General features: G+C 67.1%; 13 protein-coding genes, 1 tRNA gene and 1 pseudogene. 8 read left to right on the plus strand and 7 right to left on the minus strand.

The window, feature by feature from the left end; translation table 11 throughout:
* Positions 1-477 precede the first annotated feature (477 nt).
* Both AVL48_RS39135 and AVL48_RS23575 read left to right on the plus strand, forming a co-directional pair.
* Positions 478-552, plus strand: a tRNA-Ala gene (locus tag AVL48_RS39135).
* 240 nt (positions 553-792) lie between these two features.
* The gene (locus tag AVL48_RS23575; RefSeq protein WP_143105057.1) at positions 793-1,083 is read left to right on the plus strand and encodes a hypothetical protein; all 291 of its coding nucleotides are present in this window, start codon (positions 793-795) and stop codon (positions 1,081-1,083) included.
* Positions 1,084-1,441: 358 nt separating this feature from the next.
* Here AVL48_RS23575 and AVL48_RS23580 read toward each other — a convergent pair whose 3' ends face one another.
* The 4 genes from AVL48_RS23580 to AVL48_RS39640 all read right to left on the minus strand — a co-directional run bounded on the left by AVL48_RS23580 (position 1,442) and on the right by AVL48_RS39640 (position 5,164).
* On the minus strand, positions 1,442-4,042 hold the full coding sequence (locus AVL48_RS23580) for a DEAD/DEAH box helicase family protein (protein ID WP_061989650.1): 2,601 nt from the start codon (positions 4,040-4,042) through the stop codon (positions 1,442-1,444).
* A gap of 59 nt (positions 4,043-4,101) precedes the next feature.
* Positions 4,102-4,281, minus strand: coding sequence for a hypothetical protein (locus AVL48_RS23585; protein WP_143105058.1), 180 nt, complete (start codon positions 4,279-4,281; stop codon positions 4,102-4,104).
* Between the two features lie 113 nt (positions 4,282-4,394).
* Positions 4,395-5,012 carry a hypothetical protein gene (locus tag AVL48_RS23590; protein WP_061989653.1) on the minus strand — a complete coding sequence of 206 codons (618 nt, stop codon included), beginning with the start codon at positions 5,010-5,012 and terminating at the stop codon, positions 4,395-4,397.
* A complete protein-coding gene (locus AVL48_RS39640) occupies positions 5,009-5,164 on the minus strand; it encodes a hypothetical protein (protein ID WP_244162627.1) in 156 nt (51 codons plus the stop codon). The genes AVL48_RS23590 and AVL48_RS39640 overlap by 4 nt, the downstream gene beginning before the upstream one ends.
* Before the next feature lie 172 nt (positions 5,165-5,336).
* On the opposite strand from AVL48_RS39640, the gene AVL48_RS38525 reads away from it, so the two are divergent.
* The gene (locus AVL48_RS38525; protein ID WP_208616282.1) at positions 5,337-6,746 is read left to right on the plus strand and encodes a tyrosine-type recombinase/integrase; all 1,410 of its coding nucleotides are present in this window, start codon (positions 5,337-5,339) and stop codon (positions 6,744-6,746) included.
* Positions 6,664-9,024 (plus strand): site-specific integrase, encoded by a 2,361-nt coding sequence (locus AVL48_RS23600; RefSeq protein WP_082857752.1) that lies wholly within the window; start codon positions 6,664-6,666, stop codon positions 9,022-9,024. Before AVL48_RS38525 ends, AVL48_RS23600 begins: the two co-directional genes overlap by 83 nt.
* Positions 9,025-9,144: 120 nt before the next feature.
* Here AVL48_RS23600 and AVL48_RS40225 read toward each other — a convergent pair whose 3' ends face one another.
* The 3 genes and pseudogenes from AVL48_RS40225 to AVL48_RS23610 all read right to left on the minus strand — a co-directional run bounded on the left by AVL48_RS40225 (position 9,145) and on the right by AVL48_RS23610 (position 11,248).
* Positions 9,145-9,858 carry an NAD(P)/FAD-dependent oxidoreductase gene (locus tag AVL48_RS40225; protein WP_244162628.1) on the minus strand — a complete coding sequence of 238 codons (714 nt, stop codon included), beginning with the start codon at positions 9,856-9,858 and terminating at the stop codon, positions 9,145-9,147.
* Positions 9,859-9,932: 74 nt separating this feature from the next.
* A pseudogene (locus tag AVL48_RS40230) lies at positions 9,933-10,547 on the minus strand (NAD(P)/FAD-dependent oxidoreductase); the annotation flags it as partial.
* A complete protein-coding gene (locus AVL48_RS23610; RefSeq protein WP_061989657.1) occupies positions 10,544-11,248 on the minus strand; it encodes a hypothetical protein in 705 nt (234 codons plus the stop codon). The gene AVL48_RS23610 and the pseudogene AVL48_RS40230, both read right to left, overlap by 4 nt.
* A gap of 272 nt (positions 11,249-11,520) precedes the next feature.
* Between AVL48_RS23610 and AVL48_RS23615 the strand changes: the two genes are divergently transcribed.
* From AVL48_RS23615 to AVL48_RS23630, 4 genes are all read left to right on the plus strand, one after another.
* The gene (locus tag AVL48_RS23615) at positions 11,521-13,032 is read left to right on the plus strand and encodes a flavin-containing monooxygenase (RefSeq protein WP_061989659.1); all 1,512 of its coding nucleotides are present in this window, start codon (positions 11,521-11,523) and stop codon (positions 13,030-13,032) included.
* Complete coding sequence (locus AVL48_RS23620; protein WP_061989661.1) at positions 13,025-13,924, plus strand: alpha/beta fold hydrolase; 900 nt, start codon at positions 13,025-13,027, stop codon at positions 13,922-13,924. The genes AVL48_RS23615 and AVL48_RS23620 overlap by 8 nt, the downstream gene beginning before the upstream one ends.
* Entirely contained in the window at positions 13,921-15,309 is a 1,389-nt protein-coding gene (locus tag AVL48_RS23625) for a flavin monoamine oxidase family protein (protein ID WP_061989663.1), read from the plus strand. The genes AVL48_RS23620 and AVL48_RS23625 overlap by 4 nt, the downstream gene beginning before the upstream one ends.
* Positions 15,310-15,482: 173 nt before the next feature.
* Positions 15,483-16,910 carry an APC family permease gene (locus AVL48_RS23630; protein ID WP_061989665.1) on the plus strand — a complete coding sequence of 476 codons (1,428 nt, stop codon included), beginning with the start codon at positions 15,483-15,485 and terminating at the stop codon, positions 16,908-16,910.
* Positions 16,911-16,913: the final 3 nt, after the last annotated feature.

Raw genomic sequence — 16,913 nt, forward strand, 5'->3', positions numbered from 1 at the left:
CTGCGTTACCGGAACCTCCAGTGCACCATCCGCACTACGGCAAGCGACGCGGCCGAAGAATTTGCCTCGAAAGCCGCCTGATCACAACCAGAGGCGTTCACCTACAGATAGCCACCGGCAAGCCTGCACAAGGCTGTCGAGCGCACCGCCATCACGAGTGCTGGCGCAGTAGCCGAAAGCTGCAAGCGATAGTCACGGCTGTACGTGTCTTCGCGCAGCAGCGACTGATCGCGGACCGTGGCCCATCGGGTCACAGCTGACCGGGTCGCCCCGGCATACACATAGACGGACGGACGGCACTCAACGCGGGCACAAGCAAGACCACTCCGACCAGAGCCGACGGCCACAGCAACCACGTCTTCTCTCACCAATTTTCCTGGAGCAGATCTGGAGCACGACGTCGGTTACAACAGCGCCCAACAACGATGAACCGCGTTGAACGAAGCACAACCGCGTTAGCCGACCAGCGGGTTCTCGATAACCGCAGGTCAGCGCCTTGCTTGATCCTCACTGGCAGTGAGGGGGTCAGGGGTTCGAGTCCCCTTAGCTCCACAGTGACGAAACACCGCCCACCCGGCAAGTTTGCCGAGGTAAGGCGGTTTTTCGTTCGACCTCAATTTGAGAATTGGTGGGACGAACTCAGTTACTGTTCAGTAGCTGGAGCAAGGCTGGAGCAGGCCATCCCACCCACGTCAACTGGGGTCACATCTTCTGCTCCAGCTGTTGTCGGCCGCTGGTTCACCCCGGCAGCGCTCCCGCCCGGACGTCGGCTTGGCCTGCAGGCTGAGCTACGTGGAAGGGTTCGCGCTCGCCGACTCCGGTGTCGTGGCCGCTCACGCCTGGTGCGCTCATCCGGACGGCACCGTCGAGGACCCGACCTGGGGTGACGCGGGTCGCGCCTACCTCGGGATCGCCTTCACACCGGATTACCTGGCTGAATTCGAGGCCCGCCGCGGAGCCGTCACCGTCCTGTTCGACCAACACCGCGACGACATGCGACTTTTGCGCGAAGGCCTGCCAGAGAACGCCTTCGCCGACAGCGGCATCCCACACCACCACACCCCGACCCTGGACGTCGGCTAACAGCCAGATCACCACCACTTCGGCCACGCTATAACCGGGTCGCGGTTGCCGGCCCGCTGTTCGGCGACCACGTCGCCGTATACACCGGCAGACGTGGGGCTGCGCGACGGCCCACTTCCGGTAGGCGAGCGCGGCGCCGGGCTCGCGGTTGCCAGTTCTTCTGGCCCTCCGACCACGGCGAGCCGAGCGAGCACGCCGTCGAGGTCATGCCGACCGTCCAGGTCGGCGACCCGGCTTTCGGCCGCGGACTGTCAAATCCTGCGCCACCTCGGACCGCAGGATCGTCCACAGGGGCGGTACGCCTTCTACATGTGAGCTTTCACCTAGGCTACGACAAGGTCTGAGCAGCCACTTGTCGTCACGTTGACGGGAAGATGGCGGCCACGTCGTCTGCCGTGACGAGCCGGCCACGGGAGGGTGCGAGCAGCTTGCCCAACCAGCTGTCCTCCTGGGGCAGGAGCGCCTCGATCCTCGTGCGAGCCTCACCACGTGCTTCGGCGTTGTTGTCGCCGCACAGCGCGTCGTATTGGCGAAGGCGGTCGGCCAGCATGTCGTAGAGCCGGACGGTCGCACCGTGGTTGACTAACACGATCTTGTCGTGCGCCGCCTCGGCAGCGTCATCCTTGGTGGTGGTGGCCGGGGTCAGCAGGCAGCCGAACACGCGGGTCTTCGCCGATCGCCTGGTCTCGACCTCGATCTGGCCGAGCAATTGGTTCACGTCGCCGCGGATCAGCGGCTTCGGCTCGCCCTTCGGAACGGTCTTCACCTCCCAGACGCGGCGCTCGGCGCGCTTGACGGTGGACCAGGTCCAGCGGCAGTCCGTGGCGCTCTGCTCGGTCTTGGGCGGGCGTTCTCCGCTGGCCCCCACGAGGCGAGCGAGCCTGGTCAGCCCTTCACACTGCTGGTCGTGGCTGCCGGTGAGCAGGGCGCGCCCCTCGGAGAGGACACGGTCGAGTCGGGCGCCAGCTTCACGGCGCCACTCGTCCCAGGCGAGGAAGAACCGGTCAGTGTCGTCGGCGGTCTGTTCGTAGCCTTCGAGGTCGGCGACGGTGCGGGCCAGTCGGCGGAACCAGGTGGTGCGCGGGCCGCCAGCGGTGGCGTCCTCGAGTGCCTTGCGCGCGGCGGCCAGGTCTTGAAGGCGTCCGCGATCGAAGTGGGCGTGGGCTTCCACGTAGCGCCAGAACGCGGCGTGTTCGGTTTCTCCGGCCTTGGCCAGTTGAGCGGCAGCTTCACTGGCTTTCTTGGCTGCTCCCGCGTGGTCGCTGAGCCACAAGTCGGTCGCTGCGGAGACTTCCGCGTTGGCGCTGAAGACGTCGCTGCTTCCGCCGATATTGCGGCCGGGCCGCGCCTTGCGGCGAGGACTCGTCGGTGCGGCGGCCTCCGTGGAGGCCGAAGCCTGTGGGGTTGGCTGCCAGAACGAGGTGCAGGCGCGCAGGGTGCCTTCCCAGCCTTGGTCGTAGATCTCCAGCGCGGTGCGAATGGTGGGCTCGGTGCCCGCAGGAATCGACTTGCGGACGGCCGGGTCGGCGAGCATTTGCGCGAAGCTGGGGTCGAGTCCGAGGTAGAGGGACCGGTCGGTCGCTTCGCGATTGGCGCGGCCCAATGCTTGGGTGACGCGCTGGCCGACGCGGTGCCGCATGAAGCTGGCATCGCCGAGGTAGGCGACGACGAATCGCTCGAACTCGCTGCTGGCCTGCGGGACGGTGGTGATGATGACCAGCTTGCACAGGTCACCCGCGAGGTCGAGCCCGTCGTAGCGGCCGGCGGTGATCAGGTGTCCGTTGGCGACACGACTCCAGGTGTCGACCATCGAGTCATCCCCAGGACGAAGACGATAAACCTGCTGTCCGTAGGCGATGAGGGTCTCTTGGAGGATGTCGGCTTCGGCGTGGCTGGCGCACAGCCAGGCCGCACGGCCACCGGCGGCCTGGGTTTGGGCAAGGGCCCAGCCGAGAACGTGCTGGTCGAAGGGATGCTCGGCACTGGGGTTGAGTACCAGGAGACGCTCGCCCGTCGCACCAGGCGGCAGCGGGGTGGCGGTCGTGAGACGGGTGACCGGCCCGCCTCCGACTCGGCGCTGGAGGTCGTCCATCGAGCCGAGGGTGGCCGACAGGTAGATCCGTTGCTTGGCACGGCTGTACTGGGGGTTCAGCGTGGTCGGCGGATGGTACGGGCGGATTTCGATGCCGGAGGGGCCGATCAGAACGCCGCACTGGGTGAGGTGGTCGCGGACCGTTGGCCAGACGTATCGCATCTCGTCCTTGAGGTCACGGTCCGTGACGAGTGGCGATGCCCCGATAGCGTCGCGCGTTGGGCCCACGATCGCGTCCCAATCACTGAACGACAGCAACTCGGGAGGGGTACCGGGTCGGGCGGTGCCGTCCAGCATCGCGCGCAGGCCGGGGTAGGCGTCGGTGTGGGCCACCACGAGCTCGCAGATCGTCCGATAGAGCTGGCGGGCAGGGCCCAGCTTGTCGGGAATGCGCAAGGTCTGCAGCCCGCTGAGGGGCTGCTCGGCGAGGTGAGCATCGTCAAAGATGAGCAGGTCAGCGGCTCCAACCTTCGGATCGCTGTTGAAGTAGACCCAGTAGTTCATCACGCCGACGGCCTGAGCCTGGTGGTAGTCGTCGAGCTTCGCGCCGCCGTAGTCCTTCGCGGCGAAGCGGACCACGTCCAGTCCCAGATCTTCGGCTTCCTCCTCGACTCGCTCGGCGAGCTGGCGGGTACCGGTCAGATAGGCCACCGACCAACCGCGGCTGAGGGCATGATCGGCGATCAGCAGGGCCAGCAGCGTCTTGCCTTCGCCCGTGGGCATCTCGATGGCCAGATTTGCCGTGTCGAGGTGCTGGTCCGCGTAGGTGGTGAGAACCTGGCGCTGACCTGGCCGAAGCTGGGTGAACCTGGCCGACCCGAAGTCCACCAGGTTCTGCTCGAAGTCGGGCTTGGCCGCGTCTGTCACCGTTCACTCCTCATTCGTAAGGTGTGAATTTTACGGCGCGCGGTGCCGACCTGGCGCTGCTATTTCCGTTCGCGTAGCGCAATGAACGGTACGAACTGGTCGACCAGATAGAGCTTGTCTCGGTGGCCGTCGGCATAGCCGATCTCGTAGTTGACAATCCCGTACCAGTCGCCCTCCACGCTGGGGAAGCGGCCGTGAAGCCGTCCGGGTACCACGCCTGTGAGGGCCAGCCCGGTCACGATGACGTGCCGTGCTCGCGGCCGCCGGCCGCGCATCGTCGGTCATGACCTATATCGTCGCGGCTGCCGTTATGGCACAGCTGGCCTTGGCCGGTTAGGGCGGTACAGCGAGATCACCACCATTTCGTCCATCGCGATTCGCCGGGGACGACTCCTTGTTCGGTCTGGTGTGTGCAGGGATGGGGGCTGGGTGGTCCAATGGCTCCGACGCGTGCCCAGAACGCGACCGTGATCGGGTCGTGTCCAATCGGGAGTGTTGTCCAGTCGTAGTGCGGCGCTCGGGCGGCAGCGGCGGCGACTAGCACTCGGCCGGCGCCGCTGCGCCGGTGCTTTTCCTCGACCTCGACGTGGACGAGGACCGCGCGGCGATCGATGCCACACAAGGAGAAGCGGATCTCGCCGAAGACGGTGTGCCCCAGGCGTAGTTGGATGGCGCCGATCCCGGCCGCCGTGGCCGGTCGCAGCAGCACGAGCCGCAGCCCGTACTCGTCGGCCTGGTCTTCGGTGACGTGCCGTGCGGGCGCGGGGTCGATCATCGTCCAAGTATTTTCTCGGCCGGGGAGGGCGTAGCAGGCTTCGCAGAGCCATTCCGGTGCTCGGTAGTCCTGGGACCAGCCCTGCCGGACTCCGGCGATCGCGAGGTCGTGGCCCCACGGGCATCGTGCCGGTGTCCCGGTGCCGGGGCGGATCGGGATCTCCAGGTTGCGCCAGTGCCGGTTCGCACCGGTCACCGGAAGTCCCGGGACGGGCCGGTGGTCATGGACAGGTCGAGGCGTTCGAGTTTGTCCGCGACGAGGGTGACCACGCCCTCAGCGGCCTGGACCTGACCGCGGATCAGCAACGCGGCGCTGGATCGGGTGATGACTTTGTGCCGAGCCCACACCGTTGACCGGACTAAGAACCGACACGCCGATAGGCCGCCGTGCGATCTTTGGCTCGGCGCTGAGACTGCGCGGAGCCGAGGTTTGGAGACCCGTATGGGCGCTGTTGGTATGAGTGATCTGGCGTTGGTTCAGCTACCTCGTTGGGGACGGGTGGTTGCGTGGTCACCAGCGGTGCCGTGGCTGCTCGTCGACCCCGCGAACAGCCCCGTGAAGCCGGTGGAGACGTTCCTGGCAGACTTCGCCGCGCGGGGAAACGCGGCAAGCAGTGTGCGCAGCTACGCGTTCGACCTGTTGCGGTGGTGGCGATGGCTGCTCGTGGTCGACGTGCGGTGGGACTGCGTGACGTCTGCGGAGTCACGTGGGTTTGTCCTCTGGCTGACCGCGACGGTCAAACCGCGGCGCAACGCTCGGACTGGGTCTGCGGCGACGGCGGGGCAGGTCAACCCGATCACCCGGAAGGCGTCCCTTAACGATCAGTATCAGGCGCGGACCATCCGGCACAGCAACGCCGTGATCCGGAGCTTCTACGAGTTCTGGTTGGACGAAGGTTCACGGCCGTTGATCAATCCCATGCCGCTGGATGCTCGGCGTGGCCGTCGAGCGCCGGTATCTCTTGGCGAGCGACCGATGAACGGAGCGCGGATCCGCTACAACCCTCGGCTGCCGAAGCGGCTACCGCGGGCCATGCCGGATCCACAGTGGGCTGCCGTGTTCGCGGCGCTACGGTCGAATCGGGATCGCGCGATCGTGGCGATGGCGGTCAGCTGCGGGGCACGGCCTAGTGAACTGCTGGGCGTACGGGGTGTGGATCTGGACTGGGGCGAGCAGCTGGTCCGTGTCATCCGGAAAGGAAGCCGAGCCGAGCAGTGGCTTCCAGTCAGCGCCGAGGCGTTCGTCTGGCTGCGGCTCTACATCGCCGAACTCGGTGACTTCTCGCCGAGCGATCCGGTGTGGCAGACGCTGCGCCGTCGGGATCGCGGCGATGGCCTTCGGCGGCAGCCTCTGAACTACGAGGCCTACCGCGCGGTGTTTCGTCGGCTGAACGCCGCGCTGGGGACGAATTGGACCCCGCACGACCTGCGCCACACTGCGGGGATTCGCATGTCGCGTGATATCCGGCTGTCGATGCGTGACGTTCAAACGATCCTCGGGCACGCGCATCTGACCACGACCGCGGACATCTACCTGATCGAAAACCACAACGTGGTCCTTCGCCGCGTTGCCGAACATCTCTCCACCAGGGACAGCGGCCACAGGCCCCGGCAGATGCTGCGGCCCCGTACGACGCTTCAGACCTGGCGATTCTCTTTGGTGGTGCCGAATGACGGATGTGGCCGAGCTGCGCAAGCGGGACAGGATGATCGACCTCGCGCATCTGCTGGAGCGACCACGATCGGGTTCCGGCAGTCATCTCAGCGCCGAGGACGTGCTTCTGGTGCCCGAGCGGTCACCGGTGTGGCGCCCCGGCTTGAAAGAGAACTCGGCGACTCTCCACGAGATGCGACGCCTACTGGCGTGGCTGGAGAGCTTCCCCGGCGACAGCTGGCAGGAGCGGTGGGTCAACGCCGGGGCGGACCATGACCTCGGCTGGCTGTCCACCGTTCCGGACCATCGCCCGTTCACAAGAGCGGTCCGTGGTCCGCTCATCCGCGCGGTCGGACATCTCTTCCTGGGAAGGGTCGTGCTGCCCAGCTACGACGCTCTGCTCGCGTACCACGCGCACAAGCTGTACGAGAACACCCGGCGAATCTACGAGCCCGAAGTATTCGCGGCACTCGACAACGCAGCGGTCCAGCGCGGCGTCGCGGACAAGCACCGGCTCCAGGCGCAGAAAGCCCTGAGCAAGATCGTCCTCCACACCGGACGGTCACCGAGCGCACTCACGGGCGATGACGTCCTGGAAATGTACGCATGGGCACTGGCGTTCCCGCGAGCGAACGGCAAGCCGACGCAGGGCCTGCACCTGAGCTGGGAACTGCTGTCCACGATCGACGGCACCCCGCCCAACAGCACCCTGGCGCACACACTGCTGCACCCGCAGCGAACGACCACCGAACTCGTCGACAACTACCATGTGCAGAACCGCGAGATCAGGGACGTGCTGATCCGCTACCTCGAGGAGCGCCGCCTGGCCTTGGACTACAACTCCTTCCGAGGCGAGGTCGCCATCCTCGTCGGCCAGTTCTGGTGCGACCTCGAAAAACATCACCCAGGCCTGGACACCCTGCACTTGCCCGACGCCGTCGCGTCTGCCTGGCGAGACCGGATCAGGATCATCGTGAACCCGGACGGCACCACGCGTGCGCGAACCGACCTTCTGGCCATTCTCAGCCGTGTCCGTGGTTTCTACCTCGACCTGCAGCGGTGGGCACTCGAGGATGCGAACTGGGCACGATGGGCAGTCCCGAGCCCGGTCCGCAAGAGCGACTGCCGCGGATTCGCCAAGGCGCAGCGCGCGGCCCGGACCCGCATGCACCAACGTATCCGTGACCGGATGCCTCACCTGCAGATCCTGATCGACACCGCCCACCGCGCCATGACCGACACCGCGGAACTGCTGTCCACCGCACAGCAGCACCCGCCGGGCACGGAGTTCACAGTATCGGGGCGGCTCTACCAGCGCTTCGAACCCAGCAGCCCGCAGAGAAAGTGGGCACAGAACGTCCACGTCCGCGATCTCGCCACCGGCGAGAAGATCAACATAACCCACCGGGAGGACGAACGCTTCTGGGCATGGGCGGCGATCGAAACCCAGCGCCACACCGGAATCAGGATCGAAGAACTACTCGAACTCACCCAGCTGGCGATCGTGTCCTACCAGCTCCCCGACACCGGCGAGCTCGTCCCGCTCCTGCAGATCGTCCCGTCGAAGAACAACGAGGAACGGCTCCTGCTGGTCAGCCCGGAACTCGCCAGCGTGCTGGCCACCATCGTCACGCGCCTGCGCAACAGTCACAACGGAACCGTCCCGCTCATCGCACGCTTCGACACCAACCAGCGCGACACCAGCCCGCCACTTCCCCACCTGTTCCAGAGACAACGTGGCTGGCGCCGCGCCGTGGCCAGCGACGCCAGCATCCGGCGCCTGATCAACGAGGTTCTCGCGCTGACCGGGCTACGCGACGGCCTCGGCAGCCCACTCGCCTACACACCGCACGACTTCCGCCGCATCTTCGCCACCGAAGCCGTCACCAGCGGCCTGCCCGTCCATATCGCGCCACGTCTGCTCGGGCACGCCTCGCTGGACACCACCCAGGCCTACGTTGCCGTCTTCCAGGACGACTTGGTCCGTACCTACCGGGCATTCCTCGCCCAGCGTCGCGCGATCCGGCCGGCCGACGAGTACCGCGAACCGACCGATGAGGAATGGACTGAGTTCCAGCAGCACTTCCACGCGCGCAAGCTGGAACTGGGCACCTGCGGCCGCCCCTACGGGTCCGCCTGCCAGCACGAGCACGCGTGCATCCGATGCCCCGTGCTGCGCGTCGATCCCCGCCAGCGTGTCCGGCTGGTCGAGATCGCAAACAACCTTCGAGACCGGATCCGCAAAGCCGAGCTCAACGGATGGCGAGGAGAGATCGACGGCCTCACCGTAAGCCTCAAAGCGGCCCACGGGAAGCTGGCTGCGCTCGACCGCCACACCGCGAACTCCAACCGCACTGGTCCCAGTGAGCATCGGCATGCCCGTCATCAGAATCGCCCCGTGAGTGTCCCGAATCGGTATGCAGATCCAGTATTGAGACGGCGGGCCCCATCAAGAGTCTCCCCCTGTGCAATCGGTCGCACGTTTTTCATAGTTCTTGATGTACCGGGTCACCTACGCCGCATTCTGGATTCCACTGTGGACGGACAGTACTGAACTGATTGTGGGCGTGACAACGTTGGGAAGAAAGAAACACCAACCCGTCCTCGTTCAGGTGCCACTCTACTGCGGATCGTAGCCGGTTGTGCGGCGCGGTGGCAGCCTTGTGCTGGTGGTCTATGCGCCGTGGGGCCGCCTCAATCGCCATGATGGAGAAGAGCGCCGCGCGGGACAGCGTCGAATCCCTTGCGCGCGTTTCGTTTGCTGCCGTTGATCATGTCGTTGAACCTGTCGATGGCCCACGCCGCGCGCACTCCGAGGCGTCCCATGATCAGCGGGACCCGCACGGCCGAACTTCGGTTCGTCGATCCAGATGGTGTGCAGGTCGTCCGGGGTGATGCCGGTGGCGATCCGGTCCGCGATGAGGGACCCGATGTAGGTGGCCTGGGCGAGCCCGTGGCCGTTGCACGCGAGGGAGTAGTCGACGTCACCGCCGATCGTGCCGGCGACCGGCAGCCAGGACGAGGTGATCTCGATCCAGCCGCCCCACGCGCGGGCGATCTCGACGTCCGCCAGCGGCGGGAAGCGCCGCGCGAACGCGCGCGCGAGGTCGGCGACCACCGCCGGGTCGGGACGGCGTTCGGGAAGCGGGTAGCTTGTGGCGCGCTCGATTCGCCGGACGCCGAACACCATGGTGTTGTGGGACGTGAGGCGGTAGTTCTCCATGATGTTGTGCTGGGTGATGAGGCCGGACCGGCTGGTCCAGCCGAGTGCGGCGAGACACGCTGGGGCGATCGGCTCGGTCTCCACCTCGGTGCCCCACATTGGTGACGACAGGCGTTTCGGCGTGATGTCCCACTCGCCCGCGTAGGCGTTCGTGGCCAGTACCACCTTCTCGCCCGAACCATGCCGCCGGGCGTCTCGAGGGTGACACCGCCGTTGCCGCGGGCGATATCGACGACTTTCGACTGCTCGAGGAGCCGCACCGTCGAGGTGAGCACCGCGCTGCGCAGGCCACGCAGGAACTTCCCGGGGTTCATGATTCCGCCGTGGATCTCGCGCATGCCGCCGAGGAAGCCGTGCGGGATGCCCAGTTCGTGGGCCGTGCCCTCCTCGACGTGGGCCCCGGCTCGGCGGAGGGTTTTCGCGATACGACGGGTTCGCCCCAGCTGGCCGCGCGAGACGGCCGCGAAAACGTTGCCGGTGGCCTCGTAGTCGCAGTCGATGCCGAGGGTCTCGATCAGGCCCTCGACGTGGGCGGCGGCGTTCTCGGTGAGGCGGAGGATCGCCGGCATGCGCTTGCGGTAGAGCAGGTTCATTAGCTGGATGTCGCCGCCGGGCGCGCTCGCCAGTTGGCCGGCGTTGCGGGAGCCCGCGCCGTGCCCGCAGAACTCCGCTTCCAGCAGGACTGTGTCGACGCCGTGCTCCGCGAGGCGAAGTGCGGTCGCCATGCCCGCGAGACCGCCGCCGATGACCGCGACAGAGCAGATGAGGTTCTCCGTCAGCGGCGGTCGGATGTCGGTGGGCGGGTCGACCCATCCGGTGAACGTGGTGTAGGTCGTGTTCGCGGTGGCGCTCATGCGGTTTCAATTCGGGGGGTGGGGGCGGTGGTGATCGGGTTGAGGCGTGCGTCGACCCGTTTGTTGTGGGCAACGAAGGCCGCATACGCCCGGTAGATGACGAGCATCGCCAGGCCCCAGGTGAACAGGGCGAAGATGTAGAACCGGGTGTGGTCGGCGTCGTCGCCGGGGATTCGCCAGAAGTCGTAGATCGACGCGACGGCCACGTTCAGCGCGGTGGCTCCTGCTACCCACGCGGCGTGAGCACGCTCGCCGACCTTTGCGAGGCGCCACGCGAAAAAGCACAGGAAGCCGCAGGTCGCGAGAGCGGTGATCAGGAAGAACACCTTACCCGGCGTGCCGATCTCCTCGGCGAACTCGGAGAGAAGGAACCCGAGAATCGCGGCCAGGGCGAAGGCACCCACTTCGACGCGGGTCGTGGGCTTGTACCGATGGGTGAGGACCAGTAATCCGAGGACCAGGATCAGGGTGAATCCGATCGAGCGCGAGAACGCGTCCAGAAAGAAGGCGATGTGGTGTGCCGGGGAGTCGGGGCCGGCTTTGGTGACCCCATAGATCAGGAAATTGATCCCTGACACGCCCATGATGATCCATTCTAGGCCGATCAAATAATTGTGATGGTCTCGGATGAACTTCACACCACAGATGAGTCCGACGGCGATCATCCAGATGTCCGCCGCGGCGAAGAGTACGTCGCGCATGGCAGCGCCTCCTTGAGTGTGACCGTGATCTCGTGCGGCTCCTACAGTGGCGTTCTCGTAAGGACGGCCGCTACGCCGAGGTGCAACCAAGTGCGGCGACAGATGCAACACACTGCACCATGACGTGCTGTGAGCTGCGGTTTCAGCAACCAAGTGGTGCACTGTGCACCACGCCTTCGCGCAGGACGGGGCACCGCGGCGTAGAGCCCGGGCCGCCGTGGCGGGCACCGTGGAATCACACACCGACGTGATCACCACCGAAAGGCCCCACGATGAGCGCATCGCAGCACCGGCCCGAGGAATTCGACATCGTCATCATCGGTGCTGGCATTTCCGGCATCGGCGCCGCGCGGTACATCGTCGAGGCTTTTCCCGATAAACGCGTCGTCGTGCTCGAAGGGCGCGACGACATCGGTGGCACCTGGGACCTGTTCAAGTACCCCGGCATTCGATCCGATTCCGACCTGCACACCTTCGGCTACGAGTTCAAGCCCTGGAAGGATCGCGCCGCAATCGCGGAAGCTCCCAAGATCCTGGACTACCTGCGCGAGACGATCGAAGAGAACGATCTGGGCGGGCTCGTCCGCCTCGGGCACAACGTGCGGCGCGCGGAATGGTCGAGCGCCGACGCGCGCTGGACGATCGACGTGCGCACCGCCGACGGCCACAAGCGTGTCACCGCCAACTGGATCTTCGCGGGCACCGGGTACTACAGCTACGACGAGGGTTACACCCCGTATTTCGAGGGCCGTGAAGACTTCGCCGGCGACATCATCCACCCGCAGCACTGGCCCGAGGGCTACGACTACGCGGACAAGAAGGTCGTCGTGATCGGAAGCGGCGCCACCGCCGTGACACTGATCCCGTCACTGCTGACCGGCGAGGGCGCCGCCGCCCACGTGACCATGCTCCAGCGCACCCCCACCTACGTGCTGCCCTGGCCGAAGGTCGATTTCCTCGCGCTCCTGCTCACTCGGCTCTTCGGTGAACGCCGCGGCTACGTGATGACCCGGTTCAACAACATCTGGATCGATCGCGGCGTGGTCAAGTCGCTACGCACGTTCCCCCGCCTCGGCCGCGCGCTCATCCGGCGTATCAACAAGAAGTCGCTGCCCAAGGGCTTCGACGTGGACACCCACTTCAACCCGCCCTACGACCCGTGGGATCAGCGCCTGTGCCTTTCCCCCGACGGGGACTTCTTCGCCGTACTGCGCGAGGGCAGCGCCTCGATCGTCACCGACCGGATCACGCGTTTCACCGAGTCGGGAATCCAGCTCGAGTCGGGCGAGCACCTCGACGCCGACGTGATCGTCACCGCGACGGGCCTCAACGTGCGCCTGCTCGGCGGCATCGACCTGGTTGTCGACGGAGAGCCGGTGAACCTCGCCGACAGCGTCGTCTACCGCGGCACCCTGCTCTCGGGGATCCCCAACCTCGCCATCGCGATCGGCTACACGACCTCGTCGTGGACGCTGAAGATCGGCATCCTGTGCCGCTATTTCTGCAAATTGGTCGGGCACATGGACGCCTTCGGCTACGACAGTGTCGTCGTCGAAGCCGATCCCGCGATGGAGACGCGTCCGGTCATGGACCTCAGTTCGGGCTACGCGCAGCGGGCCCGCGAGACCACTCCGAAGCAGGGCACGGGTATGTGGCAGATGTTGATGTCGTACCCGCAGGACGCCAAGCTGCTCCGTGGTCCCTTGCTGGACGACGCGCTGCGGTTCGGCTCCACCACCGACGAAACCGCGCCTGCGGCAGCGCCGGAGTCGATCCGTGCGTGAGGACACCGAGGACCGGTTCGTCACCCTGCCGGGTGGCACGCGTGTCTGCTACCGAATCGACGGAGAGTCCGGGGGCCCGCCGGTTTTGCTCATCGCCGGCCTCGCCGAGGACCTGACGATGTGGTCCGGGCGGTTCGTCTCCGCGCTCCTCGCAGCCGGCTTTCAGGTGATCCGGATGGACAACCGGGATTGCGGCCGCTCCACCTACGCGGCCACTCCACCACCGAGCACGCTACGGCAACTGCTCGCCCGGCCCCGCCGGGACGCGTACACGCTGGCCGACATGGCGGCCGATGCCGCCCAGCTCATCGAACATCTCGGTCTGGGGCCGGCGCACCTCGTCGGGCGGTCGATGGGCGGGATGATCGCGCAGACCGTCGCGGCGCGATACCCCGAACTCACTACGTCGCTGACCTCTTTGTACTCCACCACAGGCGATCCGAAAGTCGGCCGGCCGGCCGCGTCGACCATGGCACTGCTCGCCGCCCCGCCGCCGCGGAACCGGGAACAGGCCGTGCGTGCGCACCTTCGCATGACGGCGCATCTCGCCGGCGCCAAGTTCCCGATCGACGAGGTCGAAGAAACACGTCACGCCGTGCAGACGTGGAACCGCACGGCAGGCGACGGCGCGGCGGGGACCGCCCGGCAGATCCAGGCCATCCATGCCTCCGGGGACCGGACGACGGAGATCGCCCGCATCACGGCCCCGACCCTGGTGATCAACGGCGACCGCGACCTCGCCGTCGCGCCATCCGGCGGTCACGCCACCGCCACCACGATTCCGGATGCACGGCACGTGGTGATTCCCGGCATGGGGCACCACCTGCCCGACGCGCTCGCTCTCCTCGTCGCCGACCACGTCGTCGGACACCTCGAAAGGACATCAGCATGACCGAGCCAAGCACCACGGACGTCGTCGTCATCGGCGCCGGGGTCTCCGGGTTGACCGCGGCGCGGCGGCTGACACAGGCCGGGCGGTCGGTCGTGGTGATCGAGGCCGGTGACCGTGTCGGCGGCCGCGCGATGAACCTCGACGTCGCCGACGGTGTGATCACCGAAGGCGGCGGCCAGTGGGTCGGGCCAGGCCAGGACCGGATCCTCTCGCTGCTGGACGAGCTGGGACTGACAACCTTCAAGACCCACATCGCCGGCGAGTCGATCTACCACCGGCGCGGCCGCTCGAAGCGATATGAAGGCCTCATCCCACCGCTGAGCCCGCTCGCTCTCGCCGACTTCGCCCAGCTGCAGCTGCGGCTGGAGCGGATGGCGAAAACCGTACCGCTCGACGCCCCGTGGACCGCGCGCCGCGCCAGCTCCTGGGACGCCACGACCTTCGGGCGCTGGCTCGACGCGAACGCGATGACCGCAGAGGCCAATGCGATGTTCACGGTCGGCTTCTCCGTGACCAACGCCGAGGACCCGCACTCCACGTCGCTGCTGGTGCAGCTGGCGCGGATCCGGGGCGCCGGCGGAATCGACCACACCCTCAACATCACCGGCGGGGCACAGGAATCGCGGGTGGTCGGTGGCACGGTCCGGATCGCGGAGCGTCTGGCCGAGGACCTCGGGGACGCCGTGGTGCTGAACTCGCCCGTCAGCGAGATCGCGCAAGACGCCGACGGAGTCTCGGTGCGGTCGGCGCGGGCCGACGTCCGCGCGGACCGGGTGATCGTCGCGATGTCGCCCGCCGACGCCGACCGCATCCGTGTCCCCTCCGGTCTGCCCACCCGCCGCACGATGCTGCAGCGTCGCTGGAGCGGCGGCGCGGAGAGCAAACTCTTCGCCGTCTACGACCGCCCGTTCTGGCGTGAGCAGGGCCTGAGTGGCCAGGCGGTCACGGACCTGCCGGTCACTCGGTACGTCGTCGACAATTCCCCGCCGGACGGCAGCGTCGGGATCTTGCTGTCCTTCCTCGGCACCGCCGGCGCCGGAAGCGGCCAGCACTGGCCCGACACGATCCTCGACGACCCCGCCGCGAGGCGCTCCGCCTTCCTCGGTGATCTGACCGTGCTGTTCGGAGCCCAAGCGGCGAACCCGGCCGCCTACTTCGAGAAGGACTGGACGCACGAACCATGGATCAGCGGTTGCGTCGGCTCCCGCGCCCCTGGATCGCTGACCCAGTACACGGACGCGGATCGCCGGCCGGTCGGGCGGATCCACTGGGCCGGCACGGAAACCGCGACGGTCAATCAGGGCTACTTCGACGGCGCGGTCCGTGCAGCGGAGCGCGCCGTCGAAGAGGTGATGGACGTCGGTCTCGTCAGCGTTCCGCGATGAATCCGTAGGAGATCGACGCGCCGCCGCCCGCGGGGCGGTACCAGCTCGCTCCCGCCCGAGCACATCGGCACGAGCGCGATCCGTGCCAGTCGCCGGTCCGCGGATACGCGGGCGTCCTCGGCGATTTCCCGGATCCCGGTCGCGCGTACTCCTGATCGAAGGGAGCAGTTCTCATGAGCCAGCAGCGCAAAGAACGAAAACAGGAGGTCACCGCCGGCCTCGACCGGACACTGGGCGTCCCGCAGATCGTCTTCATGGTCGTGGCGATGGCCGCGCCACTGACGGTGTTCGCCGGTCTCATCCCGTTGATGCTCGGTTCGGGGAACGGCATCGGAACGCCGATCGACTTCGTGATCGTCGGAGTCGTGCTCGTGCTGTTCACCGTCGGGTACTCGGCGATGACCCCTGAGGTACGCAACGCCGGCGCCTTCTATTCCTACATTCAACGCGGCTTCGGCACCGGCATCGGGCTGGGCGCCGCAACGCTCGCCCTGGTCACGTACTCGCTCCTCATTGTCTCCGTCTCGGCCTACCTCGGGGCCGCCGCGCGCAACGTGATCGAGACCTTCTTCGGCGTCTCGGTGCCCTGGTGGTGCCTCGCGGCCGCCGGGCTCGGGGCCATCGGTTACCTGGGATACCGCAACGTCGAGGTCAGCGCGCGAGTGCTCGGCGCGCTGCTCGTCGCGGAGGTCGGGATCGTCGCCGTCGTCGATCTCGCGATCGTGCTGCGCGGCGGCGACCACGGCCTGTCGGCACATCCGCTGACTTGGGACGCGTTCACCAGCGGCGCCACGGGTACCGGGATCATGTTCGCCGTCTTCGGCTTCGTCGGTTTCGAGGCCACTGCCGTTTTCAGATCCGAGGCCAAGGATCCCGACCGTACGATACCGAAGGCCACCTACATCGCGGTCGTCCTGATCGCGGTGATCTACGCGTTCTCGTCCTGGGCCATGATCAATGGCCTCGGCGTCGCGCGCGCCGTCGAGGCCGCCGCGCACGACCCCGAAGGACTCGCACCCGGTCTCGCCACCCGCTATCTGTCTCGCGCCGCCCACGATGTCATGCAGGTTCTTCTCGTCACGAGTTTCTTTGCCTGTGTGCTCACAGCGCACAACGTGGTGGCCCGCTACCTCTTCACCCTCGGCCGCCAGGGCGCGCTGCCGGTCTCGCTCGGCGTGGTGCACCCCGCGCACCGGTCGCCGCACGTGGCCTCGCTGCTGACCTCCGGCGTGATCGGCGCGTTGCTCGCGGCCACGGCGATCGCCGGCCTCGAGCCCGTCGTCGAAATCTACGCCTGGTTCGGCGGCGCCGGGACTCTCGGGCTGATCGTGCTGCTGGCTCTGACCTCCGCGGCGGTCGTCGTGCACTTCCGCAGGGCCGGCACGGCGACCGTGTGGACGGGCACTGTCGCTCCCGCACTCGCGCTCGGCGCGCTCGGGACGATCCTCGTGCTCGTCATCGGCAACTTCGAGCTCCTGATCGGGTCACGCACCGGGGCGAACGTCTTCCTCGCGGTCGTCGCCGCGGCGTTCGCCGGCGGCCTCGGCTGGGCGGCGCTGCTGTCCCGCCGCCGGCCCGACATCTACGCCGCCCTCGAATGACCG

It is taken from the genome of Amycolatopsis regifaucium, assembly GCF_001613935.1.
Lineage (GTDB): Bacteria > Actinomycetota > Actinomycetes > Mycobacteriales > Pseudonocardiaceae > Amycolatopsis > Amycolatopsis regifaucium.